Consider the following 16,208-nt stretch of genomic DNA (forward strand, 5'->3'; position numbering starts at 1 on the left):
CGCTCAGCGTCTCCCATTACACTTCAGGGTACACGAATATCCTGTCCTCAGGATAGTCCACGCCCAGGAACTGGAGGTACTCCCTGTAAACGCTCTCCGGATCCAGATTCACATCAGGATGCAGGATCTTCGCAAGATATGTCAGGCCCACAACATCATCCAATCCGGCCATGATCTCCCAGTTGACAATGTAGACTCTGTCGTTCTTCACAGCATTCACAGCTGCTGCACCGCTTCTGCTGAGGACTTCGTTGAGCGTGTTCTCCAGATTAGTGGAATCCAGAGATGGCGGTTTTTCCCAGCCAAGCTGCGTGGATGTCGATCTCTTTATTATGACATCTGGATTCTTCGAGATGACCCACTCCCACCCGATCTTTGGATACGCATCTTTCAGATCATTCGCTACGCTGTAGCCCCTCGCCATTGAGACAAGCTGCGCTGCGCCTGAGCCTGTGCCCATCGTTGTGAGCTCTCCACCCTTCGATGTCCACTCCACGTAGACCTTTGGAACGTTCCTGTTCGCCACAGCGTTCTCAACATCCGCCTGCTTCTCCTCATACCACTCTATGAAGCGCTGTGCTTCCGCCTCCTTCCCGAGGATCCTGCCGAGAAGCTCTATCTCCCGGGTCATGTTCTCCGGCTTGTAGAAGTCCAGGCCGATTGCAGTGATGCCCGTGAAAGGCTCCAGCCTCTTTGCCACCTCCACTATGCCGTAGGGCTTATCGGGATACGTATAGCTTATCACGATTATGTTGGGAACAATCTCATCACCGCTCCTTGCTATCTCTCCGATCATCTCATAGTCAGGCTCGTTCCACTTTCCCACGCTCTGCCTGTTCTTCAGGGCGGGGAAGTAGTACGCCTTGTTCTTCACGCTGTCCGATATCCCCACGATCTTATCCGCTGCCCCCAGAATGGTCACAGCCTCTGCCGCGTCGGAGTTCAGCACTATGATCCTCTCCACAGGCATCTGTATGGTGACCTCGCGCCCTGCGGAGTCTGTGATCGTCATCGGGTACTCGGCTGCTGCACAGCATGAGGTAGCAATTAGTAAAAGCAATACTGAATAAGTGAGCCATTTGATCATAACAATTTCCCCTTTATTCGATATTATTATCACCCATCACGCTTTGAGCTGTTTAAGTTAATAAGTATTTTGTATTTTGTGTCAATTAAAAATAAATTGTGATCCCTTTACGGGACTCCTGCTACTTGCCTGTCGTGAACTGCGCAGTTGTGCCATTCCATGCTGGTTTGAATGTACTCAGGGATGTTTCTCTGCATGTGCAGTCGAAGATACCTATCTGCCCCTTGTTCGCCTTGCTGTAATCCGGCACATCGAAGAACCCGCCCATGCAGCACGGGAGCCAGTCATCCATCGTCACCGCCTTGGATTTCGTGACCTCCAGCTTCATGTTCCTCTGTATATCGAAGTTTCCGATGTAGTTCTCATCGATCTCGATGAGAGCGCCCTTCACGCCCAGAACCTTGCTGGATTTGCTCAGCTTCTTGCCATCTGATTTGTATGTCTGTGGATTTGTAAGCAGCTCTGCTACATGCACAGTGCCCTGGATGACCTTGTCCTCGAGGTTCATGCTCGCGAGGCCGTATCCATTCTTAGTCTCCGTGGGTCCGGTGCAGTTCAGCTCGACAGCCACATCGCCCACGAATCCACGTGCGTACTCGAGCTGGTGGAGCATCATGCTCCCCTCCTGGTAGCTCTTCGCGACGGTTCTGTCCTTAAGAAGGGAGTTGTATGTTATCGGATGAGATGCATACCATCCCGTGCCGTATGCGAAGGTCATGGGCGACTGTGTCATGTCGCTCTGCCTGGTGAGCTTGATCTCGCTGTTGGCGCCGGTCCACTGCTGCTTCCACTCTGGCACAATCTTTCCGGTTGAAAGGCTCTGATAATAATAGTAAGATCCATGTGTCGTCTTCTGCGCTGAATCTATTATATCCGCCACATCGAATGATCCGCTGCCGTGCATGTACTCGACCGCTGAGAGGTTGTTGGTGTTGATGTTCTGATACACCATCACAAAGCCCTCTCCTGTCACATCCCCCTCCGAGTGATGCGTGTGCTTCAGCGCCTCCTTTCCGGGGTTGAGATCCCAGGGGCCTGCATATGAGCTTCCCACCACAAGGATGACCACCAAAGAAGCCATGAGAACATTTTTTTTCAGACTTCTCATTTTCGTCCTCCCTCTTTTTAATACATATTTACTGTATCATTTGATTAAGTGTTATTTAAACATTACTAGATGTCATTTAAAAAGATTTTAAAACATAATGTAACATATAATAACAAATCAACAGCTGTTGATTGGTGCTCTCTTCAAACTTAGACAAATTAAGTTTACCTCTAGCATAGTTATTTGATTAAACTAATTTGATTTTACTTAAAATTTTTGATGCATGGAGCGGACGTGTCCGAATAAGGATTGAATATCTTCTCCATCCAAAAGCATCAAGCCACAGATTCATGAATTCAGCTCTTATTCGGACACATCCTATCCCAATGATACGAGCAATTCAGTGATACGAACACTCAACCCGGAAAGAGGACGTGTCCAAATGTGGATCAGGTGTTGAGGTTGTCTCAAAATTCCCAGGCATATTGATTTATGTAGATTGTATTTTCCGCGCAGGATCGATGCAGATCTGCATCGTGCTTAAATAGTTTCGAGACAAATTCGTTTCCAACCTGCAGAATGTGGTCCAGATTTCTGGCCTCTGCTCTTATCCGGACAGCTTCCATAGTCTGCCTGCATGTTCCAGAATTATAAAAAGAAAAGAGCGAGATCCTCATAGCGGGAAGAGCAGCCGTCTCCCCTTTATCTCGAGCATCTCTACATCTATCCCGTATGCTTTTCTGATGTTCTCCGGAGTCATCACGCTCACTGGCTCGCCCATGGCCACTATGTTGTTCATATCTGAGGATTCACAATCTATCTTTTGCAGAAGCACAACTCTGTCAGAGAACATTAGCGCATGGTTCGGATCGTGAAGCGACATCACCACAGTCATCAGCCCGCTTTCAGCAAACCCCCTCACGGTCTTCAGAATCCTGATCTGGTTCCTGAAATCCAGGTAAGATGTCGGCTCATCCAGCAGCAAAAACGATGGCTCCTGCGCCAGCGCCCTTGCGATCATGGCAAGCTGGCGCTCGCCGCCGCTGACATGGTTGTACGGTCGATCTGCAATGTGAAGCGCGCCAACCATCTCCAGAGCCCTGTATGCCTTCTCAACATCGCGCTCGCCTGGCTTTGATAAAGGAGAAATATACGAAAACCTGCCGGTCAGCACAACATCGAGGACTGTAAACGGAAAGGTGGACCTTTGGGCCTGCGGCACATGCCCCATACGCCTTGCCATCTCTCCGGGCTTCATGGATCTGGTGTCCCTGCAATCCACATAAACCCGTCCGCTTGTTGGCGGCAGCAGTCCGTTGATTATCTTCAGCAAGGTCGTCTTGCCGCATCCATTTGGCCCCAGAAGGGTTATCACCCTTCCCCTTTCAATCTCCATGCATATGTTGTTGAGCACAGCTCTGCCGTTGTAGCTCAGCGATACACCATCGATCAGGATTCCCTTACCGGAGATCATTCCCATCCTCCGCTGCGCGTGCTTCTGAGAAGATACGCAAAGAACGGCGCTCCAATCAGAGTGGTGATCACGCCCACAGGAACCTCAAAGCCCATTCCAGCGCGCGCAATATCATCTACAAGAACCATGAATGCAGCTCCGAATGTTATGCAGAGCGGTATAAGATGTGTATGGTCTGGACCGAATATCATACGCATCATGTGAGGTATCACAAGCCCAACAAAGCCTATTATCCCGACAACCGAGACAACAGACGACGCGGCGAGAGATGCTGCCACGACAAATACGGCCTTGTAGAGCTCAGGGTTCATGCCCACAGATCTCGCTTCCTCATCCCCCATAGCCAGAACGTTGAGCCTCCACCTGAGCAGAAATATCACAGCACATCCGGCCAGAGCCAAGGGGAGTGTGCTGTGGATCTTCGACCAGCTCGCGGTTGCAAGGCTTCCCATGAGCCAGTAGACTATGCTCTGGAGAGCCCGTTCGTTCACAGCCATCTGGATGATTGAAAGTAGAGAGTCGAAGACCGCTGAGACGATCACACCTGAGAGCAGAAGGGAGATCACAGGGGTGCTCCCGCGGGATGTGGCTATGTAGTATGCAAACCCAACCGCCAGGAGACTAAAGAAGAGTGCGGAGAGTTGTACTGGGAACTGAGGTGCGACAGCGAGCGAGAGAGCAGCTCCAAATGCTGCACCAGATGAGAGCCCAAGTATGTAGGGGCTGACGAGCGGGTTCCTAAATATGCCCTGAAACGCTGCGCCCGCTACGGAGAGCGACGCTCCAACAAGCATTCCAAGAAGAATGCGCGGGAGGCGGACCTCGAATACCACTGTCTTATACACACTTGGATGTGGTGTCTCAGCACCCATGAGGTTGAAGATCACCAGCTGAATGATGTCGTCTGGTGAGATCGTAAATTTGCCTATGAAAAGCGAGAGAACCATCACGATCAGCGGAGAGAGTATAAGAAAAATATAAAGATATTTTTTATAAGGCATCAGACTACCGACCGTCATGCCTTTTCCATGCTCGGGTAATGCACTCCCCACATGTCCACGTGGAAGTCATCTATGATCTTGTCCATATCTACATCCTTGAATCTATCTGGATGGAGATCCACTGCCACATGCAGCAGCGCCAGAGGCATGCGTGGGGAGAACGCATCGAATAGATATGGATTTCTGATCTCATAGACTCGCCCGTTCTTAACAGCGTTTATATCCTTCCAGCCATTGAAATCATCGCCAGTCAGTATATCCTCTGGATCGAGATTCTCGTTGTACCACATGTATATCACATCAGGATTGAGCTTTATCAGAGTCTCCAGGTTTACTACCGGATGTTCCATCGTCATGGCGGTCTCGTTCTCAGCGAACTTCATCACATTGACACCGCCAGCAAGCTCTATGAGATCGTTTATCCCGCTATTAACGCCTGCTGTCCCCAGAACATCTGTCCACATCCAATAGACCTTAGGTCTCTCGCTCTCCGGGATGTTGCTGGTCACATTAGTTGTTGTGTTCATATAATCGTGCATTATCTCCTTAACCTCCGCAGCCCGCTCCATTCTGTCGGATATCGTCCCCATTGTATCGACCTGGTGGAGCACATCATCCACGGATCTGACAAATATCGCAAAGACCGGCACACCAAGCGTCTCCTCGATCGCTTTCAGATTGGCATCATCAGGGGTGGTGGCCCAGAGGACCACAAGGTCCGGGTTTGCCCTGGCCAGGGATTCGAGATCGACACGATCGCCCGATACGCTGACCGTGAGCTTCTTCTCGAAGTCAGGATCAATCACTGGAAAGATATCATCAAGCAGCTTCCGCATCCATCTGTCATCCTTCAGAGCCACGATATTCTCGGGATCCCCCACAGCATAGTAGGTCTTTAGCGCGTTCTCCATCATGAAGACCACACGCTCGCTGGGGGAGTTTATTGTCACATCACGTCCGAGATCATCCTTGATCGTGACCTCTCCGCAGCATCCAGCAGATACAGCCAGCACAAAACACACAAAGGCTGCAACCACTGATATTTTATGCATTTTTATCACCTAGATCCAACTTAAATGGGTTATTTGCTAACTTCATAATATTAAGTGTTATTTAAAGTTAACTAAATTAGCAATTAAAGTATACGAATTTCACATTTTATGCAATTCATGAACCGCCGTGAGCCGCTGACAGTCTACCTTCATTGAGTTGATCTGGAAGAGCAGACAGGACTGCATGAATCGTTATCCTTATGATAGATGTATCTAGTCAGATTCATTGATCTGCAGGTTCAAAATGATCTCATATCTTAATACCAAAAATCTACTTATATGACATGATATGATCGAACTTCAGAGAGGTATAACGATGCATCATCTCAAGAGGCGCACGATTCCGTTCACATCAATCGTTGGCCAGGACCTGATGAAGCTGGCCCTTGTGCTCAATGCCATCAACCCGAGGATAGGCGGTGTTCTCATACGTGGAGACAAGGGCACCGCCAAATCGACTGCAGTTCGGGCCCTCGCAGATCTTCTCGATGAGATACCGGTCGTCGATGGCTGCCCGTTCAACTGCAACCCATTCAGCGAGGATGAGATGTGCGATATCTGCTATCAGAAGAGCCAGAATGGCGATCTGCAGGTTCTGATGAGGAGAATGCCTGTGGTGGACCTGCCGCTCGGAGCCACAGAGGACAGGGTTGTAGGCTCTCTGGATGTGGAGCGCGCGATAAAGGAGGGGATAAAGGCGCTGGAGCCTGGGATACTGGCTGCAGCAAACAGGGGCATTTTATACATAGATGAGGTGAACCTTCTCGACGACCATGTCGCTGATGTTCTTCTAGATGCAGCTGCAATGGGGGTGAACATCGTCGAGAGGGAGGGGGTGTCGGTTGCGCATCCATCGAGGTTCATGCTCGTCGGCACCATGAACCCTGAGGAGGGTGAGATCCGTCCGCAGCTTCTCGACCGCTTCGGCCTCCAGGTCAACGTCGAGGTTATCTCAGATGTCGATCTCAGAGTTGAGATCGCAAAGAGGGCCGAACGTTTTGAATCCGATCCTGAGGCGTTCATCTCGGAGTGGAGCGATGAGCAGAACCTCCTGCGCGAGAGGATCCGCAGGGCTAAGCAGATGCTTCCAGGGGTCGTGATGGACGATTCTCTCCTGAGGCTCATAGCCCGGACATGCATCGAGATGGGGGTCAGAACTCACAGGGCTGAGATAGTCACTGCCAGAACTGCCAGGACAATAGCTGCATTCGAGGGCAGGAACGATGTCACGGAGGAGGATGTGAGGAGGGCGATGATCCTGGCGCTGCCCCACAGGATGAGGAGCAAGCCCTTCGAGCCGCCATCGATGGCTCAGGAGAAGCTCGAGCAGGCGATGGCAAAACACCAGGAGCAGAAGCATCAGCACAAACACCAGCATGAGCATCATGAAGAGAGACGTCCGCAGGAGGAAAGCTCTGATGCCCCCAGCGAGCAGAGCGAATCCACGCCTGAGGAGAGTGTATTCGGGATAGGCTCTCCGATTGACGTGAAACAGCTCAGAGATACACTGAGGCGCGACAGAGTGCTGAGGAGGATGCCCAGAGGAAGAAGGGTGAGCAGCCTGAGCATGCGCAGGTCCGGCAGATACCTGCGATCGAAGCTGCCGGTGGACGGGAGAGATATCGCATTCGATGCCACGATCAGGGCGGCCGCGCCGCACCAGCACATGCGCGAGAGAAGGTTCGCGGTGACCATCCTTCCCCAGGATATCAGGGAGAAGGAGCGGGTCAGAAAGACCTCGGCCACGGTGCTTTTCGTGGTCGATGCTAGCGGCTCCATGGGTGCGATGCGCCGGATGGAGAGCGCAAAGGGCGCTGTCCTCTCGCTCCTCATGGACTCGTACCAGAAGAGGGACAGGATAGGGATGGTGGCATTCAGGGGGAATGATGCAGATCTCCTCCTCCCGCCGTGCTCCAGTGTCGATCTCGCAATGAAGAGACTTGCAGAGCTTCCCACTGGCGGAAGGACGCCGCTATCCGCAGGTCTCTCAAAGGCTCTCAGGGTCATACAGGGTGAGCTTATCAAGAACAAGGAGACCAGACCCATGATCGTTCTGGTCTCAGATGGAAGAGCGAATGTCTCGATCTCCTCAGATCCGAAGAAGGAGATCGTTCAGATCGCTGAGGAGGCGAGGAGGCTCGGTGTTCACACTGTGGTCATAGACACAGAGGTCGTGGGATCTTCATTCATGGAGATGAGGCTCGGATACTGCAGAGACATCGCGGAGGCAGCCGGCGGCAGGTACTACCCTATATCCGATATCACTCCCGAGTCCCTGAGCAGGATCGTGGAGCAGGAGCACATGGGCCTCTTCCACGGAAGCTGAGAGACCTTTTATCTGTGCAGCATCTCCCTTATCTGGAGATCTGCCGAGTCGTTTCCTTCCACGGAAGCTGAGAAACCTTTTATCTGTGCAGGGGGATTCCCCCCACATGTCATCCCTCTCGGGAGATGTTGGCGGTCTGAGGCTCGAGAATCCCCTGATACTGGCAGCAGGCATTCTTGGAACAACAGGAGCGTCTATGCGCAGGGTCGCTCTTGCAGGCGCCGGCGCAGTGGTCACGAAATCCGTCGGCCTTGAGCCAAGGAATGGTCATCCGGGGCCGACCGTGGTCAGGCTGGGCGTCGGCCTCATAAACGCCATGGGTCTTCCCAATCCGTCGTACAGGGCATTTCAGGATGAGATCGATATTGCAAGGGAGGGCGGGGTGCCTGTGGTGGCGAGCATCTTCGGCTCATGCCCTGAGGAGTTCGCAGAGATCGCCTCTGCTCTGGATGTAGACGGGTTCGAGCTGAATCTCTCATGCCCGCATGCAGGTGGCTACGGCATGGAGATCGGCTGCGATCCCGCGAACGTCGAGGAGATCACGAGAGCTGTGAGGAGAGCTGTTAACGTTCCTGTATGGGTCAAGCTCACCCCCAATGTGACGGACATAAGGGTCCTCGGGATCGCGGCACAGCGCGGTGGTGCGAACGCAGTCGTCGCCATAAACACCCTGAAGGCGATGGCGATAGATGTCGAATCCGGATACCCGATACTGGGCAACGTGATCGGCGGTCTCTCGGGGCCGGCGATCAAGCCGGTCGCCCTTAGATGCGTGTACGAGCTCTCCGGCGTTCTTGAGATACCAGTCATCGGAGTCGGCGGCGTCTCTTGCTGGCAGGATGCTGTTGAGATGATCATGGCCGGAGCAGCTGGCGTCCAGATCGGAACAGCGCTCATGGGCGGGCTTGAGGTCATAAGGGATATCACGAGTGGGATCATCAGGTTTCTCGATAGAAAGGGCTGGAGCCTGGAGGAGATACGGGGAATCGCACGGAGGCGTGGATCAACTCCTTCTTCCTGATCTCCGCACAAGGAGGTTCTATGAGGTTCAGGCCTGCAAATCTTGTTATAAAAGATGTGATGCGTGAGACGGCATCTGTCAGTACGATACGCTTTGACAGACCGCTGGATCCCATACCTGGGCAGTACATCATGGTCTGGGTGAGGGGTGTGGACGAAATACCGATGAGCTTTTCCGCGCCGGACTCGATCACAGTGCACGCTGTTGGTGAGGCGACGAGGGCTCTGTGCGATCTTAGACCCGGGGATAGCGTGGGCATTAGAGGGCCGTTCGGAAATGGCTTCAGGCTCGTCGGAGAGAGGATACTTCTCATCGGCGGAGGTGTCGGGGTGGCGCCGCTCGCATTTCTCGGGGAGGATGTGAAGAAAAGGGGAATCGATGTGACCTCCCTGATAGGGTTCAGATGCAGGGAAGACATCATATTTTTGGACAGGTTCAGGCGGCTTGGGGATGTGATACTCACCACAGACGATGGAAGTGCTGGAATCGAGGGGAGGGCCTCAGCAGGCCTGAGCGAGATCGATCCTGAGGATTACAGTCAGATATACCTCTGCGGCCCTGAGATGATGATGATCGATATAATAAGGAGATGCAGAGAGCACGCCTCGAGGATCCAGGCGAGCATCAACCGGTACTTCAAGTGCGCCGTGGGGATCTGTGGATCGTGCTGCCTCGATCCTGATGGGATAAGGGTGTGTGTTGAGGGGCCTGTGATCACAGGGGACAGGCTCCTCGAGAGCGAGTTCGGGAGGTACAGGCGCGGCCCATCCGGGATGAGGGAGAGCTGCTACTAGAGGTTTTGCTATGATAGCACGTTTCAGATACGGAGATCGTGTGTTTGATGGAGATGTTGATGGTGACCGCATTGTATCAGACGGCGTTTCATACGAGCTGGAGGAGGTGAAGCTTCTCCCGCCATCAGTCCCCACAAAGGTTGTCTGCGTGGGTCTGAACTACCTGGAGCATGCGCGGGAGCTCAGGATGGATCTGCCAGATGAGCCGATCATATTTTTAAAGCCGCCATCCGCTGTTGTGGGCCACGACGATGAGATAATCCTGCCGGAGATGAGCAGACGCGTCGACTACGAGGGCGAGCTTGCTGTTGTCATTTCCAGGAGGTGCAGGAGGATCTCCGCAGATGAAGCTGATGATTACATTCTGGGATACACATGCTTCAACGATGTCACAGCCCGCGATCTCCAGCAGAAGGACGGACAGTGGACCAGGTCGAAGAGCTTCGATACATTCGCTCCTGTGGGGCCATGGGTGGCTCAGATGAGCGTTGAGGATGCGGAGGACCTCAGCATATCCACCAGGGTCAACGGGGAGACAAGACAGAGATCGAACACCTCTGACCTTATATTCGGGGTCGCAGAGCTGGTGGAGTTCGTGAGCTCCATAATGACGCTGGAGCCAGGAGATGTCATAGCAACAGGCACACCTCCAGGGGTTGGAAGGCTCGAGAGCGGCGACATCGTTGAGGTCGAGATAGAGGGGATAGGCCTGCTCAGGAACCGGGCAGTCTAACATTGACCTGAGCCTCACAATCCCTGCGTCTCGATTATATCCAGGATGCACTCGCGGCGATCGACACGTTCGACACGTCTCACATAGACCTGAGCCTCGGTGATCCCTGCGTGATGACGGGGCTCCGCTCAACCAGCGATGCTCGTAGCAGTGCCTTTGCGGTTATTCTCCAAGCTGCCTGGGTAAATCTTTTATGATTCGATGAATACAGTGATGTCAATGCGTCTGATCACATCGGTTCTCATCCTGCTCCTCCTCCCAGCGCTCTTCGGCGCTCTGGCTGGCACAGAGGACGGCTCGTTCTGCCCGACATGCCCTGACTGGACAAACCTTGATGGATGGTACAGGCAGAAGGAGGCGTACTCGCAATCGCAGCTTCCTCCCGCGCTCAGGACTGCGCAGCAGAACGAGACGCTTCAGGTCAAGAGCGCAGAGAAGAGATACGAGGTGGAGGAGATCGCAGCAGATGCCGGGGATCTTGCAGGTGCTGTGCCCGTCGATTCCCGCTCGCCTGAGGAGTATGCAGCGGGCCATATACCCGGGGCCAGGAACATCTGGTGGAGATCTGTGAGATCTGGAGAGAGCATAAACGCATCCGCGCTCGTCGAGGCCTTGAGGGAGAATGGCGTGAACACCACAGACAGAATCGTGGTTTACGGAGAGGAAGGCGATGCATCATACCTCTTCTGGGCTCTGGAGTACATCGGGCACAGAAACGTCAGCCTGCTGAATGGCGGAGTTGATGCATGGGCGAAAACAGGCAGAGCACTGGTGCGGAACTCCCCATCGATGCCTCGATCCGACTACAGCGGGAATATCAGTGAGGATCTCCTCATAAAGCCAGAGGATCTCGAGGATGTGATCGGTGCCGCTCAGATCATAGACACGCGGGAGAGCTTTGCAGACTTCGGCAGATCCAGGATCCAGGGGGCTATACAGATACCGATCTCAACGGTGATCGCAGACAATAGCGTCAGGGACGCGGCATCACTGGAATCGATATTCTCAGGCCGCGGCCTTGACGGAGGAAGATTGCAGATCGTGTACGGGGATATGCCGGATGCGAGCATCATGTACTACTGCCTGAGGCTGATGGGCTACAGGGCCGCGCTTATGGACGGCAACTGGAGGGCATCCGGCGCGGTCGTGGGCAACATCAGATGAATGCATTCTTTCTGGGCGGTCGGCCGCATGCTACTGCAGCGTCTGCAGAATCTCATCGGAGACAACGCCCCTGCAGACGGTCACAGCCGGCCCCTCCATGAAGGCCTTCTCTCCTGCAAACGAGATGCGCAAGGGTCCGCCCTTCGTCATGACCTCAACCGTCTCGCCCACAAGGCCAAGTCTTCGCGCGACTGCAGCCGCTGCCACAGAGCCTGTGCCGCACGAGAGCGTCTCGGCCTCGACCCCGCGCTCGAAGGTTCTCACCTCAAGATGATTCCCCAACCTCACAAAGTTCACGTTCGCCCCCTCCGGGAAGCAGGAGCTGTGCCTGATCTTGGGGGCGATCTGCTCTACAGGGATATCCAGATTTTCGACGAATATCACAGCATGCGGGACGCCGGTGTTCACAGCTGATACCTCGAAGCCGTGGAGTGGTACCTTCAGGAACGTCCCCTCGCCATCAGCGGGAATCTCAGAGCGCTCGAATCTCGGGATGCCCATCTCAACCCTCGCCCAGAATCCCTTGCGATCCCTTCTGACCTGGATGGGGATCACGCCGGCCAGCGTCTCAACAGAGAATCTCTCCCCCACATAGCCGCTCTCCCACGCGTGCTTTGCGAGGCAGCGTATCCCATTCCCACACATCTCGGCCTCAGATCCGTCCGGCTGGAAAAGGCGCATGCCGATATCCGCTCTTTCTGAGGGTACGAGAAAGAGAACCCCGTCGCCGCCGATGCCGAAGTTGCGATGGCACAGAATCCTGGAAGCCTCGCTTTTCTCATCTTCCGGTATCCTCTCCCCGTTCAGCTCATCTATGAGTATGAAATCATTCCCATTCCCATGAAGCTTCACGAACTCCAGCTGATTCATGTCTTCTCCATGGGACCTCCCTTTATATCCCTCTTCCCAGAATGGTATCAGGGTGGTGATGGATATCAGGCCGATTCTGCAGGTTGCTCTGGATCTCCTGGAGATCGATCGGGCTGTTGAGATAGCGAAGGAGGCGATAGCGGGCGGTGCGGACTGGATCGAGGCCGGCACGCCCCTGATCAAGAGCGAGGGTATGGACGCGGTTCGAGAGCTCCGGCGCACCCTTCCAGGAGTCAGGATTGTCGCTGATATGAAGACCGTGGATACAGGCGCCATGGAGGTCGAGATGGCTGCGAAGGCCGGCGCAGATATCGTGGCTCTGCTCGCGATATCAGATGACTCAACGATACAGGACGCGATTCGAGCTGCGAGGAAGTACGGAGTGGAGATAATGGTCGATCTGCTCTCAGCGCCTGATCCGGTGAAGCGCGCGAGAGAGCTCGAGGAGCTCGGAGTGGACTACATCTGTGTCCACGTTGGCATAGATCAGCAAATGGTTGGGAAGAGCACAATAGATCTCCTAAGGGAGGTCGTCCAGGTCGTCAGCATTCCGGTGGCTGCAGCAGGAGGAATAGACGCATCCTCTGGAAAGGATGCGATCTTCTACGGGGCATCTATCGTGATAGTAGGAGGAAACATAACAAGATCTGCAGATGTCACTGGCTCAGCCAGGCGGATCAGAGAGGCGATAGATCATGTAGAGGGCGCTGGCACCTCCCGAAGAAGCCTGGAGGAGGAGATGATCTCCATATTCAGAGAGGTCTCCACCCCGAACATAACGGACGCGATGCACCGCAAGGGGGCGATGCGGGACATACTCCCGATAATTCCGGGGACGAAGATCGTCGGCACCGCGATCACGGTCCAGACATTCGAGGGAGATTGGGCGAAGACCGTGGAGGCGATAGACGAGGCCGGGCCTGGGAAGGTCATCGTCATCTACAACGGCAGCCGCTATGTCGCGCCGTGGGGAGGGTTGGCGACGCTGAGCTGCATGCAGAAGGGTGTTGAGGGGGTCGTGATCGATGGAGCTGTCAGAGATGTGGACGAGATCCGCAGGCTCAATTATCCTGTGTTCGCAAGCGCCATAGCCCCCACTGCGGGAGAGCCGAAGGGAATGGGGGAGATAAATGTGGAGATCGTCTGCGGAGGGCAGGTTGTGCGTCCGGGGGATTACATCGTGGGGGATGACTGCGGTGTCGTGGTGATACCGAAGGAGAGGGCCTACGAGATCGCGAGAAGAGCTAAAGAGGTCGAGAAGAACGAGAGCAGACTCTTCGAGGAGATAAGAAGAGGGAGGACGCTGTCCGAGGTCGCAAAGCTGAAGAAATGGGAGAAGCTCTGAAAATGGCATGCAGGGCCTCTCTGCATGATGGCTCTAGAGCTCGAGCTGACTCATGTTCGCGAATCATCTGAGTCCGCGTCGAGACCGGTTTCTCGTGAGCAGCATGACCCATACCCCAGCATCTGCCGTCATCGCTGAATCAGCTGATGAGCCACCCAACTTTTTATTTGAGATCTTTGACGTAAACGTGTATCGAGATGGGAGATCTCATGCATGTGGTCTACGGAGATACTTTTCTGTATCTGAATGGACAAGCCTCTCTGTGGACCAGATGGCTGCTGTGCTCCGGTGATCCAGGCTCACAATCCAGGAGCGTACAAGTTGAGTTGACTGCATGGCATGCCAGTCATTCACTAAATAATTTTATCTAGTTGTCCATCCATGTAATCTACTGTACGTACTACATGCAGGAAAATTTATGAGTTTGACTGGAGCGAGATGACTGGATGCTCGCCGCGATCATGGTGGATGCGATGTCCTATAAAGAGAAGATACTCAGGGCGATTCAGGACTCCAAGGATGGTCTGACAACGGTAGAGGTGGCCAGGCAGGCTGGGGTGAGCAAGACGACAGTCATAAAATACCTCTCCGTTCTCAGATCTGAGGGAAAGTGTGAGTACGTGGAGGTCGGCCCCTCGAAACTCTGGCGCGCTGTTACCCCCAAAAAAGAGATATGCAAGCGCGATATAGAACCATGTGAGGTGGAATCTGTCTCTGTCAAGCCGCCGGACGATAGCGGGATGGTCTCCATCTCATTCAAGATAAGAGCAGATCAGCTGTCTGCGCTTCTCAGGCAGATACAGTCGATAAACGACAAGTGTTGAGATAAGACAGCAATAACCGTATAAATAGTAACACCATATATATGAGAATTGCTACAAGAGTGGGTGGGGGGAGCCCATGCGCATACCTACTGAGATACACAGGTTTTTTGAAATCGGCGAGGGTCAGACCCTCCTGATAAAAGGCCTGCCCGGAACCGGCAAGACCACGCTCGCGTTTGAGATATTGAATGTGATGTGCGAGAAGAGAAATGGAATGTACATCTCCACGCGTGTCGATCCTGACAGGCTTTACAGGACGTTTCCCTGGATAAAGGAGATCGTGCCGCCGAGAAATGTCGTTAACGCGACGCAATCAAAGCTTCTTCAGACTCTGAGAAACATCGCCGGAGGGATCCCCACATACGATACTGTCCTGGACTTCTTCCGCGTTCTCTTCGAGGACGTGGAGGATATGGAGAGCCCGATCATAGTATTCGACAGCTGGGACGCACTGATGAACTACATCTCTCCGATAATTAAAGAGCAGCAGAGCTTCGAGCAGAACATATGCGAGTTCGCGAGGGATATGGGCATTCACATAATATTTGTAAGCGAGTCTGCTGATCTGATGCCGCTCGACTACATAGTCGACGGTGTGGTTTACATGGAGCACTACAGGATCGCCGGAACACCGTCTTCCGCTGTCAGGGACAGCGGCATGAGGACCAGATACGCCCGTGAGATAAGGCTTGAGAAGCTCCGCGGCGTTGAGATACTCCAGCGCACATTTACAGCAACGCTTCACGGTGGCAGATTCCAGTGCTTCACTCCCTGTGTCGAGGATGGCGATGCCAGAATCGGCGGAGATCATGTACGAATATCAGATCCAAAAGAGGATTGCGCATCTACCGGAATTCCACAGCTTGATGAGATTACAGGCGGTCTGAAGTACGGCTCCTGCAATGTTCTTGAGATCAACCACGGCGTTGGCAAGCGCTACTACCACATACTCACAGCCCTTGCATCAAACGCTCTGAAGAACGGGAGAGCTGTATGCATAATCCCATCGATAGGGTACCAGCTCAGCCCCAGGGAGATCTTCGTGCCGACGAACGTCCGTGTCGTCCAGCCTTATGGGGACGACATTGTATCATGGGGAAAAGAGCTCATTGGCATATGGGATGAACTGCGAGAGCGCAGCGGCCGCCCCATCCTCAACATAATCGGCATGGACGCGATGGAGTTCGCCTTCGGATACAGACAGCTCCTTAACATAGCGAACCGGCTGATCAACCAATGGAAGGAGACGAACGATATCAATCTCCTGGTCGTCAAGACCGGTCAGGAGAGCATCAACATGGCGATTCACGTCGCAGACACGTACTTCGTCGTCAACGAACTCAATGGAGGGCTCTGCATATATGGAGTGATCCCGCGGACCGAGCTCTACAATATGAGCTTCGAGGGTGGGAGCAGGATCTGCCTGACGCCGATAGTTTAGATCACAGGCAGACCCGTGCCGGAATCGC

The 16,208-nt window shown here is 53.6% G+C and carries 14 protein-coding genes; 8 read left to right on the forward strand and 6 right to left on the reverse strand.

What is annotated here, in order from left to right:
- Positions 1-16: 16 nt before the first annotated feature.
- The 5 genes from MTHE_RS02255 to MTHE_RS02275 all read right to left on the reverse strand — a co-directional run bounded on the left by MTHE_RS02255 (position 17) and on the right by MTHE_RS02275 (position 5,662).
- Positions 17-1,060: an ABC transporter substrate-binding protein gene (locus tag MTHE_RS02255; protein ID WP_232840880.1), complete on the reverse strand. Its 1,044-nt coding sequence runs from the start codon at positions 1,058-1,060 to the stop codon at positions 17-19.
- A 148-nt stretch (positions 1,061-1,208) separates the two neighbouring features.
- Positions 1,209-2,156, reverse strand: a complete 948-nt coding sequence (locus MTHE_RS02260; RefSeq protein ID WP_232840881.1) for a hypothetical protein — start codon at positions 2,154-2,156, stop codon at positions 1,209-1,211.
- Positions 2,157-2,808: 652 nt separating this feature from the next.
- Complete coding sequence (locus tag MTHE_RS02265) at positions 2,809-3,609, reverse strand: ABC transporter ATP-binding protein (RefSeq protein WP_011695635.1); 801 nt, start codon at positions 3,607-3,609, stop codon at positions 2,809-2,811.
- Positions 3,606-4,556, reverse strand: a complete 951-nt coding sequence (locus tag MTHE_RS02270) for a FecCD family ABC transporter permease (RefSeq protein ID WP_232840910.1) — start codon at positions 4,554-4,556, stop codon at positions 3,606-3,608. The genes MTHE_RS02265 and MTHE_RS02270 overlap by 4 nt, the downstream gene beginning before the upstream one ends.
- A 68-nt stretch (positions 4,557-4,624) precedes the next feature.
- Positions 4,625-5,662 carry an ABC transporter substrate-binding protein gene (locus tag MTHE_RS02275; RefSeq protein WP_011695637.1) on the reverse strand — a complete coding sequence of 346 codons (1,038 nt, stop codon included), beginning with the start codon at positions 5,660-5,662 and terminating at the stop codon, positions 4,625-4,627.
- 316 nt (positions 5,663-5,978) lie between these two features.
- On the opposite strand from MTHE_RS02275, the gene MTHE_RS02280 reads away from it, so the two are divergent.
- The 5 genes from MTHE_RS02280 to MTHE_RS02300 all read left to right on the forward strand — a co-directional run bounded on the left by MTHE_RS02280 (position 5,979) and on the right by MTHE_RS02300 (position 11,700).
- Positions 5,979-7,988: a putative cobaltochelatase gene (locus MTHE_RS02280; RefSeq protein WP_011695638.1), complete on the forward strand. Its 2,010-nt coding sequence runs from the start codon at positions 5,979-5,981 to the stop codon at positions 7,986-7,988.
- Positions 7,989-8,094: 106 nt separating this feature from the next.
- Complete coding sequence (locus MTHE_RS02285) at positions 8,095-9,009, forward strand: dihydroorotate dehydrogenase (protein ID WP_011695639.1); 915 nt, start codon at positions 8,095-8,097, stop codon at positions 9,007-9,009.
- A 20-nt stretch (positions 9,010-9,029) separates the two neighbouring features.
- Positions 9,030-9,803, forward strand: a complete 774-nt coding sequence (locus MTHE_RS02290; protein ID WP_011695640.1) for a dihydroorotate dehydrogenase electron transfer subunit — start codon at positions 9,030-9,032, stop codon at positions 9,801-9,803.
- 10 nt (positions 9,804-9,813) lie between these two features.
- Positions 9,814-10,536: a fumarylacetoacetate hydrolase family protein gene (locus tag MTHE_RS02295; RefSeq protein WP_011695641.1), complete on the forward strand. Its 723-nt coding sequence runs from the start codon at positions 9,814-9,816 to the stop codon at positions 10,534-10,536.
- A gap of 219 nt (positions 10,537-10,755) precedes the next feature.
- Positions 10,756-11,700 carry a sulfurtransferase gene (locus MTHE_RS02300; RefSeq protein ID WP_011695642.1) on the forward strand — a complete coding sequence of 315 codons (945 nt, stop codon included), beginning with the start codon at positions 10,756-10,758 and terminating at the stop codon, positions 11,698-11,700.
- 30 nt (positions 11,701-11,730) lie between these two features.
- Here MTHE_RS02300 and dapF read toward each other — a convergent pair whose 3' ends face one another.
- The gene (gene dapF / locus MTHE_RS02305) at positions 11,731-12,570 is read right to left on the reverse strand and encodes a diaminopimelate epimerase (protein WP_011695643.1); all 840 of its coding nucleotides are present in this window, start codon (positions 12,568-12,570) and stop codon (positions 11,731-11,733) included.
- Between the two features lie 58 nt (positions 12,571-12,628).
- On the opposite strand from dapF, the gene hxlA reads away from it, so the two are divergent.
- The 3 genes from hxlA (at position 12,629) to gvpD (ending at position 16,180) form a co-directional block, all read left to right on the forward strand.
- Positions 12,629-13,915: a 3-hexulose-6-phosphate synthase gene (gene hxlA, locus MTHE_RS02310; protein WP_011695644.1), complete on the forward strand. Its 1,287-nt coding sequence runs from the start codon at positions 12,629-12,631 to the stop codon at positions 13,913-13,915.
- A gap of 446 nt (positions 13,916-14,361) precedes the next feature.
- Positions 14,362-14,739 carry a winged helix-turn-helix transcriptional regulator gene (locus tag MTHE_RS02315; RefSeq protein WP_011695645.1) on the forward strand — a complete coding sequence of 126 codons (378 nt, stop codon included), beginning with the start codon at positions 14,362-14,364 and terminating at the stop codon, positions 14,737-14,739.
- 76 nt (positions 14,740-14,815) lie between these two features.
- Positions 14,816-16,180, forward strand: coding sequence for a gas vesicle protein GvpD P-loop domain-containing protein (gene gvpD / locus MTHE_RS02320; RefSeq protein ID WP_011695646.1), 1,365 nt, complete (start codon positions 14,816-14,818; stop codon positions 16,178-16,180).
- The last annotated feature ends 28 nt before the right edge of the window (positions 16,181-16,208 follow it).

It is taken from the genome of Methanothrix thermoacetophila PT (assembly GCF_000014945.1).
Taxonomy (GTDB): Archaea; Halobacteriota; Methanosarcinia; order Methanotrichales; family Methanotrichaceae; genus Methanothrix_B; species Methanothrix_B thermoacetophila.

What these genes read in the sequence shown, in the direction of transcription:
- gvpD (WP_011695646.1), top strand. Translation starts at nt 14,816, where the DNA reads ATGCGCATACCTACTGAGATACACAGGTTTTTTGAAATCGGCGAGGGT.
- MTHE_RS02290 (WP_011695640.1), top strand. Translation starts at nt 9,030, where the DNA reads ATGAGGTTCAGGCCTGCAAATCTTGTTATAAAAGATGTGATGCGTGAG.
- dapF (WP_011695643.1), bottom strand. Translation starts at nt 12,570, where the DNA reads ATGAATCAGCTGGAGTTCGTGAAGCTTCATGGGAATGGGAATGATTTC.
- MTHE_RS02315 (WP_011695645.1), top strand. Translation starts at nt 14,362, where the DNA reads ATGCTCGCCGCGATCATGGTGGATGCGATGTCCTATAAAGAGAAGATA.
- MTHE_RS02295 (WP_011695641.1), top strand. Translation starts at nt 9,814, where the DNA reads ATGATAGCACGTTTCAGATACGGAGATCGTGTGTTTGATGGAGATGTT.
- MTHE_RS02280 (WP_011695638.1), top strand. Translation starts at nt 5,979, where the DNA reads ATGCATCATCTCAAGAGGCGCACGATTCCGTTCACATCAATCGTTGGC.
- MTHE_RS02300 (WP_011695642.1), top strand. Translation starts at nt 10,756, where the DNA reads ATGCGTCTGATCACATCGGTTCTCATCCTGCTCCTCCTCCCAGCGCTC.
- MTHE_RS02270 (WP_232840910.1), bottom strand. Translation starts at nt 4,556, where the DNA reads ATGGTTCTCTCGCTTTTCATAGGCAAATTTACGATCTCACCAGACGAC.
- MTHE_RS02275 (WP_011695637.1), bottom strand. Translation starts at nt 5,662, where the DNA reads ATGCATAAAATATCAGTGGTTGCAGCCTTTGTGTGTTTTGTGCTGGCT.
- MTHE_RS02265 (WP_011695635.1), bottom strand. Translation starts at nt 3,609, where the DNA reads ATGATCTCCGGTAAGGGAATCCTGATCGATGGTGTATCGCTGAGCTAC.
- MTHE_RS02285 (WP_011695639.1), top strand. Translation starts at nt 8,095, where the DNA reads ATGTCATCCCTCTCGGGAGATGTTGGCGGTCTGAGGCTCGAGAATCCC.
- hxlA (WP_011695644.1), top strand. Translation starts at nt 12,629, where the DNA reads ATGGATATCAGGCCGATTCTGCAGGTTGCTCTGGATCTCCTGGAGATC.